The organism is Burkholderia sp. MSMB1459WGS, from assembly GCF_001534535.1.
Lineage (GTDB): Bacteria > Pseudomonadota > Gammaproteobacteria > Burkholderiales > Burkholderiaceae > Burkholderia.
In genome coordinates, this window is record NZ_LPMU01000067.1 from 47463 (window position 1) to 56546 (window position 9084).

Genomic DNA, 9084 nt, shown 5'->3' on the forward strand with positions numbered 1-9084 from the left:
GCACGGATGCCGGCCGTCGCGCTGCTAGACGATTTTCTCGCGTTCACGCTGGCCGGTGATGCGCCGGCCGTCAAGGACGGCGCCTGCGCGGGCGGCGCGGTGCGCTGGCAATGGCTCGGCGACGGGCTGCTCGCGTTCGAACCGGCAGCGGCCGACGCCGCGGCGCGCGCGAGCGTGCTCGTGTCGGCCGGCGTGCACGGCGACGAGACCGCACCGATCGAGTTGCTGTCGATGCTGGTGCGCGATCTGGCGTCGGGCGCGCTGCCGCTCGCGTGCCGGCTGCTCGTCGTGCTCGGCAACGTGCCGGCGATGCGCGCGGGCGAACGCTATTTCGACGACGATCTGAACCGGCTGTTCAGCGGTCGTCACGCACAGGCGCCCGCGAGCCGCGAAGCGCCGCGCGCCGCGCAACTCGAAGCGGCGGCGTCCGCATTCTTCGCGGCGGCGCCGGCGGCCGGCGCACGCTGGCACATCGACATGCACACGGCGATTCGCGCCTCGGTGTTCGAGCAATTCGCGCTGCTGCCATACACGGGCACGCCGCCGACGCGCGCAATGGTCGAATGGCTCGGCGACGCCCGCATCGCGGCCGTGCTGCTACATACGGCGAAAGGCAATACGTATTCGCATTTCACGGCCGAGCATTGCGGCGCGCTTGCGTGCACGCTGGAACTCGGCAAGGTGCGGCCGTTCGGCCAGAACGACCTGACGCGCTTCGCGCCGGCCGATCGCGCGGTGCGCAAGCTCGTGTCGGGGGGGCCGACGGATGGCGATGCCGGGGGCGGCCATCCGTCGCTGCCGCGCGTTTTCACTGTGATCGATCAGATCACGAAGCAGAGCGACGCGCTCGAGCTGTTCGTCGCGGCCGACGTCGCGAATTTCACCGCGTTCCCGCGCGGCACCGTGCTCGCGCAGGACGGCGACTATCGCTATACGGTGCAGCACGACGAGGAACGCATCGTGTTCCCGAACCCGACCGTGAAGCCGGGGTTGCGCGCGGGCCTGCTCGTCGTCGATACGACGCGCGACACGCTGGCCGCGCTCGTCTGATCGATGCGCCATCGGGCGGACCGCGGCGCTCGCGGCCCGCGCATCGTTCTGCGGTCCATTCATTTTTTGCGACGACGCCCGTACGCCGCGCACCTGGTGAGCGGGCCGCGCTTGCATATTTGCGACACCGTCTTGCAAGTTCGACAGGTCGCGTGGCGGCCGCCGCGCACGCAGCGCAGCATCGCGTATCGGCGGCCGCTTTGCCATATGGGGCCGCGCGGATTGGTACAATCGCGGCCTTGCGGCTGTTGCGCCGCATCACGACGCGGCGTCGACATTGCCGGGGTCATCCGACCCTGCGATGATGCATGCGCCCGTCGTTCCGGAACATTCGAGTATCGAGGAGAACACCTGATGAAGTTGGATTGGCGTAAAGTGGCCGCGCATGCGGTGGTGGCGGCATCGGCGGTGGCGGCAGGCAGCGCGTTTGCCGCGGATCTGAAGGAGATCCGGTTCGGCGTCGAGGCCTCGTACGCACCGTTCGAATACAAGACGCCCGACGGCAAGCTGACCGGCTTCGACATCGATATCGGCAACGCGGTGTGCGCGAAGCTGAAGACGAAGTGCGTGTGGGTCGAGAACGACTTCGACGGCCTGATCCCGGCGCTGCAGGCGCGCAAGTTCGACGCGATCAATTCGGACATGACGATCACCGACCAGCGCAAGCACGCGATCGCGTTCACCGACCCGATCTACACGATTCCGAACCAGCTGATCGCGAAGCAGGGCAGCGGCCTCCTGCCGACCCCGCAATCGCTGAAGGGCAAGCGCGTCGGCGTGCTGCAGGGCACGATCCAGGAAGCGTACGCGAAGAAGAAGTGGGCGCCGGCCGGCGTTGAAGTCGTGCCGTACCAGACGCAGGATCTGGCGTATGCCGACCTGAAGTCGGGCCGTCTCGATGCGACCTTCCAGGATTCGGAAGCCGGCTCGAAGGGCTTCCTGACGAAGCCGCAAGGCCAGGGCTTCGCGTTCGCGGGCGGCACGGTCAGCGACACCGAGATTCTCGGCTCGGGCGTCGGCTTCGGCCTGCGCAAGAACGACGCGGCGCTGAAGACCGCGCTCGATCAGGCGCTGAAGGAATTGAAGGCCGACGGCACGATCGACAACCTCGCGAAGAAGTACTTCAGCGTACCCGTCACGCTCAAGTAAGCGTTTCGTTCGATCGCACGATGGTAAAAAACCGGCCGCCGATGCGGCCGGTTTGCTTTGGTGGAGCGCAAACGGCGGGGCCGAGCGTCAGCCGGGCGGCGCGGGAAAGAACCGCCCGAGCTCGCGCGCGAGTTCGTTGAGCACGGCCATCTCCTGCTGCGAGATCTTGCGCGCGGGCTGCCCGCCGGCCCAGTCGCCGTACAGCAGCGCGACGCTCGTTGCGCCGACGCGCACGGGCAGCAGCACGAACGCGCGCGTGTCGTCGAACACGTCGAGATACCACGCGGGCAGGCGCTTCATCATCTTCGGCTCCCGCGCCTGCTCGATGAAGATCCCGACCGAGTTCGAGATCGCGAGATGAAACACGTCCGGCTCGAAGCGCTCGTCGAAGCGCAGCCGGTCGAGCGCCGTATCGACGCCGGGGCCGAAGCCCAGACGCGCGGCGAACGTGCCGTCGTCGTGACGCACGAACATCACGGTGCGCGTGAAGGCGAGGCCGGCCAGCAGGCTTTCCGACGCGAGCGCGAGCACCGGCGTCAGCACGTGCTCGGACGGCAGCGCGCGCAGGTCCGCGAGGCCGGCTTCGAGGCATGCCTCGGGCTCGGCCTGCGCGCGCGCGATCGCATCGGCGTTCGCGCGCAGCTCGACGATCTCGCGCATCACGGTGTCGCTCGCTTCCTCGCGCGCGAGGCGCTCGGCGATCTCGACGAGCGCTGCGGGTTCCATGCCGAGTGCCGGGCTGCAGTGCTGCGCGAGCGCCGCGACGCGCGCGTCGCGCTGCGGGCCGGCCGGCAGCGCGAGCGCACTTGCGACGTCGGTCGAGCAGCGGCTCACCGCGCGCAGCCAGTGGATACGGTCGGCCGGGCCGCGATCGGCCGGGCCGTCGTCGGCGGCGACCGTCGGGCAGCAGCCGCCCACGCCGTCATCGTCGAATGCGTCGGCACAGGTCGCGTGGCCGTCGTCGTTGGCCATCCCCGCGCGGATCACGTCGGGCAGCCGCCACCGCGCGGCCGCCTCGAGGCCGATCTCGTCGAAGCCGACGCCGAGCACGTCGGCGCAGGCGGCCGATTCGTCGCCGTTCAGCTCGGCCGCGCGGCGGCGGATGCGGTCCCATTCGCTGTCGAGATAGCAGACCACCAGCAGCTTGCCGACCTGGCGCATCAGCGTGCAGACGACGGCTTCCTCGCCCGCGCGCAGTTCGACGCGCTCGGTGAGCTTGCGCGCGACGCAGCCGGACAGCAGCGCGCGGTTCAGCTCCAGCTTCGCGTCGATGCGACGCGGCGTGCTCTGATGGAAATGGTCGACGAGCTTGAGCCCGACGACGAGATGGCCGACGGCGTCCATGCCGAGCACCATCAGCGCGCGGGTCACGGTGGTGATGTTGCCGCCGAACGCCATGTACATCGCGGAGTTCGCGAGGCGCAGCACTTTCTGCGTGAGCGCGAAGTCCGACAGCACGACGCGCACGAGCGCGGTGAAGTCGAGGTCGTCGTTCTTCATCGCGGCCATCGTCGCGCGCAGCGATTCCGACAGCAGCGGGAAATCGCCCCGCTCGTTCATCCGGGCCCACAGCTTGTCGAGCAGCGCGGTGCGGGGCAGGTGTTCGGTGATTGACATACGGATCTGTTCGGTTCGCCGCGCGCGTCAGGCGGCGGCGTGCAGGTGCAGCTGCTGCGCCTCGAAGCGCCGCGCGAGCTCCTCGGACGGCAGCGCCTGGCAGACGAGCCAGCCCTGGATGTGATTGCAGCCCATCTCCGTCAGCAGCTCGCGCTGCGCCTCGGTCTCGACGCCTTCGGCGACGAGCTCGAGATCCAGTGTTTGCGCGAGGCCGACCACCGCCGACACGATCGCGCGGTCGTTGCGCGACGTCAGCAGGTTCTCGACGAAACTGCGGTCGATCTTCAGCTTCGCGAGCGGGAAGCGCTGCAGATAGGCGAGGCTCGAATAGCCGGTGCCGAAATCGTCGATCGCGAAGCGGATGCCGAGGCCGGTCAGTTCCTCGAGCAGCATTTTCGCGTGCGCGGGATCGTGCATCAGCAGGCTCTCGGTGATTTCGAGCACGATACGGCGCGGGTCGATGCCGGTCAGCGCGATCGCCTCGCGCACGCTTTGCGTGAAGCGCGGGTCGCGGAACTGCTGCGGCGACACGTTGACCGCCACGTATTGCAGCGCGAGCCCCTGGCCGTCCCACGCGACGAGCTGCATGCACGCGGCCTTGAGCACCCAGTTGCCGAGGTAGTTGATCAGGCCGATCGATTCGGCGAGCGGGATGAAGGTGGCCGGCGGCACGAGGCCGTGCACCGGATGGCGCCAGCGGATCAGCGCCTCGACGCCGACCACCGCGCCCGACTGGCTGCGCGTGATCGGCTGGAAATGCAGCGAAAACTCGCCGTTGCGCACGCCGTCGTACAGGTCGGCTTCGAGCTTGAGCCGTTCGGCGTCGGCCGGGTCGTCGACGGGTGCATGGAACGCGAGCGCGTTGCCGCCCGATGCCTTTGCCTGCGCGAGCGCGTGGTCGGCGCGGCGCAGCAGCGGGCTGTGGTGCTGCGCCCGATGCGGCGCGGCACGTTCGTCGGGGTAGAGCGCGATGCCGATGCTCGCGGACAGGTGCACGGTTTGCCCCTGGTACACGTAGGGCTCGCGCACCGCGGCCTGCAGCCGGCGCGCGAGCGCATCGGCGGTCTGGCTCGCCTGCGTGCGGTCCGGTGCGCTCAGCACGACCGCGAACTTGTCGCTCGCGACGCGTGCGAGCCGCTCGTTCGGCGTGACGAGCGCCTGCAGCCGCTGCGCGGTCTCGCGCAGCAGCATGTCGCCCGCGTCGTAGCCGAGCGCGCGGTTGATCCGCTGGTAGTCGTCGAGGTCGAGCAGCAGCAGCGCCGCGCAGGTGCCGTCCTCGTCGGCGGTCTGCTGCGCGCGCATCAGCGCCGGCACGAGCGCGGACAGATTGTCGAGCCCCGTCATCGGATCGTGGTGCATTTCGTACGTCAGGCGTGCCTCGAGCGCGCGCCACGACGACACGTCGAAGGCCGCGATCGCGAAGCCGTCGACGCCGTGGTGGCGGCTCTTGAACGCGCGGACCTCGACGTCCAGCGGGTAGGTGAGCGACTTGACGATGCACATCGTCGCCTTCTCGACCTGGCCGGAACGTGCGGCGCGGGCGAGCAGCCCTTCGAGCGCCGGGGTATCCTGTTCGGCGATCAGGTCGCGCAGCGTCAGCGTATGCAGGTAGTCGCGGTGGTAGCCGATGAAGCGCAGGCTGGCGTCGGACACATACAGAAAGCGCAGTTCGCGGTCCACATGGGCGAGGAAATCCACCGTGCCGACCGTCTGTTCCAGCCAGTTGCGCACGGAATCGTCGCGGCGCGGCGCGACGGCGCGCGCGGGCATCAGCGCGCCGCCCGACCGGGCGAAGCGGCGCAGCGTATGCAAGGCGCTGCGCCAGGAGCCCTTGCGTGACGTCTGTTTCCTGTTGGCTTCCATGTTTCTCGCTGACGTGAAGGGCTGGAACCGGTTGTCCGGAAGGAATAACGGCAGACTGTGCGGAATCTTTAACGGGCCGGCCGCGGGCGGCGCTGCCGCGGATCCGGATCATCGACACGGGTGTTCGGCAGGCGAACGCCCACGTGGCCTACATCGGGCTGACTTTATAAGAAATGAGGACGCAGATGAAGCGAAAACTGTTGCTGGGCGCCGTGGCGGCGCTGGTGGCCGGCCATGCGCTGCTGGCGCAGGCGGAACTGAAGCCGGGCGCCGCGGCGCCCGATTTCACGACGCAGGCGTCGCTGGGTGGCAAGACTTACACGTACTCGCTCGCGGACGCGCTGAAGCAGGGGCCGGTCGTGCTGTATTTCTATCCGGCGGCGTTCACGAAGGGCTGCACGATCGAGGCGCATGCGTTCGCGGACGCGGTCGACCGTTACAAGGCTTACGGCGCGACGGTGATCGGCGTATCGGCCGACAACATCGACACGCTGACGAAGTTCTCGGTGAGCGAGTGCCGGAGCAAGTTCCCGGTGGCGGCCGATCCGGATGCGAAGATCATCCGCGAATACGACGCGAAGCTGCCGGCGCTCGACCGCGCGAACCGCGTGTCCTATGTGATTTCGCCGGAAGGGAAGATTCTCTACGAATACACGAGCCTGTCGCCCGACAAGCACGTCGAGAACACGCTCGCCGCCGTGAAGGCGTGGGCCGACGCGCATCCGAAGCAGTAAGCGGCTGCCCCGCGCGTGAAAACGGCCCGTCGTGCGGGCCGCGAGCACGGGCATGCGCCGCCTGCCGGCGGCGCGCAACGGGCCGTTACGCGCGCAAGGCCTGTTCGATCGGCACGCTGCCGCCGACGAAGCCGACGACCTTGCGCGAGATGCCGAGCTTGATCGCCTCGATCGCGGCCCATGCCACGTCCTGGCGCGAGACGGGCGGCGCGGGCTCGAGCCACGTGTCGGTCAGCGCGATCTTGCCGACGCCCGGGTCGTCCGTGAGCGGGCCCGGGCGCAGGATCACGTAATCGACGCCCGACGCGATCACGCGATCGTCGCCTTCGCGCTTCATCTGCGAATAGTGGTGCAGCGCGTCCGGCCCCTGCTCGGGCCGGTATGCGGACAGCGAGCTGACCACCACGAGCTTCTGCGCGTTGTAGGCGAGTGCGTACTCGGCCGCGCGGGCGACCGCGTCGCGGTCGACTTGTTCCTCTTCGGTCGCGCCCTCCGATTCGGCCGAGCCTGCCGCGTAGATCACGTGCGTGATGCCCTGGAACGCGTGCGAGAAATCGTTCGTCAGATCGGCCTCGACGACCCGCGCGCCCGGCAGCGCATAGCCGTGCCGGCGCACGAGCGCCGTGAGCTCGAACTCCGGCTGCTCGAGCAGCAGATCCGCGCAGGCCCGGCCCGTCCGGCCGGTCGCGCCAATCAGCAGTACCTTCGTCGTCATGAAACCGCTCCTTGCTCGATGCGTCATCCACCCAGATAGGGACGGACGACCGATAACTCAAGTGTAATGTCGAATCGGCCCGATGGCGGGCGCGTAATAAGGGGCATACCGGCGCGGGCGTACCGGCCCGGGTGGCGGCGTTCATTCGTTCACACGGATGCGGGAATGACGCGCCGACCGGCTATCATGTGCGCGATGCATTTTTCGCCGCTACGTGTGAATAACGCGTCGGCCCACCGGTTGGAGTACACATGGCATTACCCCTGGACAACGTGAGCATGGCCGTATTCTGCGACTTCGAGAACGTCGCGCTCGGCGTGCGCGACGCGAAGTACGAGAAATTCGACATCAAGCCCGTGCTGGAGCGGCTGCTGCTGAAAGGCAGCATCGTCGTGAAGAAAGCCTATTGCGACTGGGATCGCTACAAGGGTTTCAAGGCGTCGATGCACGAAGCCAGCTTCGAGCTGATCGAGATTCCGCACGTGCGCCAGTCGGGCAAGAATTCGGCCGACATCCGGCTCGTCGTGGACGCGCTCGATCTCTGCTACACGAAGTCGCACGTCGATACGTTCGTGATCATCAGCGGCGATTCGGATTTTTCGCCGCTCGTGTCGAAGCTGCGCGAGAACGCGAAGAAGGTGATCGGCGTCGGCGTGAAGAAATCGACGTCGGATCTGCTGGTCGCGAACTGCGACGAATTCATCTTCTACGACGATCTGGTGCGTGAGCAGCAGCGTGCGCTCGCGAAGCGCGAACAGCAGCAGCGCGCGAGCAACGGCGGCGCGAAGCGACCCGACGAGCCGTCGCGCAAGCACGACATGGACGCGCGCAAGGCCGAGGCGATCGCGCTGGCGGTCGAGACGTTCGACGCGCTCGCGTCGGAGCGCGACGACGTCGGCAAGATCTGGGCGTCGGTGCTCAAGAGCGCGATCAAGCGCCGCAAGCCGGACTTCAACGAGTCGTACTACGGATTCCGCGCGTTCGGCAATCTGCTCGACGAGGCGCAGGCGCGCGGCCTGCTCGAAGTGGGGCGCGACGACAAATCGGGTGCGTTCGTGTCGCGGGCTCGCCAGTCGGCTGCAGCCGAGCCCGTCGCGGCAGGCGGTGAGGGCGGCGCGGCGTACCACGGCGCCCAGCGCGGCACGCGCGCGGCGGAGCCGGCGCCGGCCGGTCGCGGGGCGCGCCGGCGCGAGAAGCGGGCGGAAGCGGTCGTTCACGAAAGCGTGCAGGTCGACACGGAAGACGCGGCGCTTGCCGAGGTCGCCGACGCGGCGCCGGCCGAAACGCGCGACACGTCCGACGTGGCCGAGGTGGCCGAGGTGGCCGACGCTCAGGGTGACGCGAAGGATGGCCGCAAGCGTGCGCGCAAGAGCGCGGCAAAGAAGACCGGCGCGAAGAAGGGCGCGGCCGCGAAGGGCGCCGGTCGCCACGTGGCCGGCAAGCCGGACGCCGCCGCGCAGGGCGACGCGACGCAGGGTGGCGATGCGCAGGCGCACGGCCAGCATGCGGACGAATCGCATCGCGACGCAGCGCATGACGAGGGGCACGCGGTGGCGGTGCCTGCCGAGCCGGCGTCTCGCGCTTCCGGCGCCCGGGACGAGGCCGCGCAACCGTCGCACGACGTGGCGCCGGCCGAAGCGCCGCCCGAAGGGACTGCCGAAGCACCGGCCGCCGCCAAGCCGAAGAAGCCGGCCCGCAAGGCGGCGCCGCGTGCGCGTCGGCCGCGCAAGATGACGGCTGCCGCCGAGTAATGGGTAACGGCGGGGTAACGGCGGGGTAACGGCGGCAGGCGGCAGTCGCGCGATCGGCCGGGTTTCGTCCGCAACCGGGCGACACCCGCGCCGCGCCGTCCGGGCCGGCGCCACGCCGGCCTGCCACGCTAGTCAGTATGACTCCCGCGGGGCAAAGGCTGGCCTGCCGTGAGGAATCAAGCGCGGGTTAGCATTGCTGCCAGAG

At 68.8% G+C, this 9084-nt stretch carries 7 protein-coding genes; 4 read left to right on the top strand and 3 right to left on the bottom strand.

Going from position 1 to position 9084, the window contains the following annotated elements:
* Window positions 1-6: 6 nt before the first annotated feature.
* Both astE and WT97_RS26165 read left to right on the top strand, forming a co-directional pair.
* Window positions 7-1050 (top strand): succinylglutamate desuccinylase, encoded by a 1044-nt coding sequence (astE, locus tag WT97_RS26160; protein ID WP_179949812.1) that lies wholly within the window; start codon window positions 7-9, stop codon window positions 1048-1050.
* Window positions 1051-1404: 354 nt separating this feature from the next.
* On the top strand, window positions 1405-2199 hold the full coding sequence (locus tag WT97_RS26165; RefSeq protein ID WP_006490898.1) for an ABC transporter substrate-binding protein: 795 nt from the start codon (window positions 1405-1407) through the stop codon (window positions 2197-2199).
* An 87-nt stretch (window positions 2200-2286) separates the two neighbouring features.
* Here WT97_RS26165 and WT97_RS26170 read toward each other — a convergent pair whose 3' ends face one another.
* Window positions 2287-3816 carry an HDOD domain-containing protein gene (locus WT97_RS26170; protein WP_060354660.1) on the bottom strand — a complete coding sequence of 510 codons (1530 nt, stop codon included), beginning with the start codon at window positions 3814-3816 and terminating at the stop codon, window positions 2287-2289.
* A 27-nt stretch (window positions 3817-3843) separates the two neighbouring features.
* On the bottom strand, window positions 3844-5586 hold the full coding sequence (cdpA, locus tag WT97_RS26175) for a bifunctional diguanylate cyclase/phosphodiesterase (protein WP_218919463.1): 1743 nt from the start codon (window positions 5584-5586) through the stop codon (window positions 3844-3846).
* Window positions 5587-5864: 278 nt separating this feature from the next.
* Here cdpA and WT97_RS26180 point away from each other — a divergent pair, with 278 nt between their 5' ends.
* Entirely contained in the window at window positions 5865-6413 is a 549-nt protein-coding gene (locus tag WT97_RS26180; protein ID WP_059791418.1) for a peroxiredoxin, read from the top strand.
* Window positions 6414-6498: 85 nt separating this feature from the next.
* Here the strand turns inward: WT97_RS26180 and WT97_RS26185 are convergent, their stop codons facing one another.
* Window positions 6499-7128, bottom strand: a complete 630-nt coding sequence (locus WT97_RS26185) for an SDR family oxidoreductase (RefSeq protein WP_034206834.1) — start codon at window positions 7126-7128, stop codon at window positions 6499-6501.
* 251 nt (window positions 7129-7379) lie between these two features.
* On the opposite strand from WT97_RS26185, the gene WT97_RS26190 reads away from it, so the two are divergent.
* Window positions 7380-8879, top strand: coding sequence for an NYN domain-containing protein (locus WT97_RS26190; RefSeq protein WP_060354661.1), 1500 nt, complete (start codon window positions 7380-7382; stop codon window positions 8877-8879).
* The last annotated feature ends 205 nt before the right edge of the window (window positions 8880-9084 follow it).